Below are 255 nucleotides of genomic sequence, written 5' to 3'. Positions count from 1 at the left end.
CAGCTTCTACCACTTCTTCGACTCCAAGCAGGCCCTCACCCTGGAGGTCGTCGACGGCTACTGGGCCGCCCAGCGCGAGCAGTGGCGCGCCGCGCTGACCGGCGACGAGCCCGCCCTCGACCGGCTGTGCCGGCTGCTGGAGGGCATGGCGGACGTCCAGCGGGACACCAGAGCCGAGTCGGGCGCCGTCGCCGGATGCCTGCTCGGCAACCTCGCCCTCGAACTCAGCACCCAGGAGCCGGAGGTCCGCGCCCG

Annotated in this window: 1 pseudogene; it reads left to right on the top strand. The window is 72.9% G+C overall.

Annotation, left to right across the window (positions count from 1 at the left end):
• Positions 1–255 (top strand): annotated as a pseudogene (locus tag GL263_RS28020) (TetR/AcrR family transcriptional regulator); the annotation flags it as partial.

It is taken from the genome of Streptomyces durbertensis (assembly GCF_014156695.1).
In the GTDB taxonomy this organism is placed as follows: domain Bacteria; phylum Actinomycetota; class Actinomycetes; order Streptomycetales; family Streptomycetaceae; genus Streptomyces; species Streptomyces durbertensis.
Note: the sequence above shows the minus strand (reverse complement) of the source record. Positions and strands in the feature narration are given on the sequence as shown.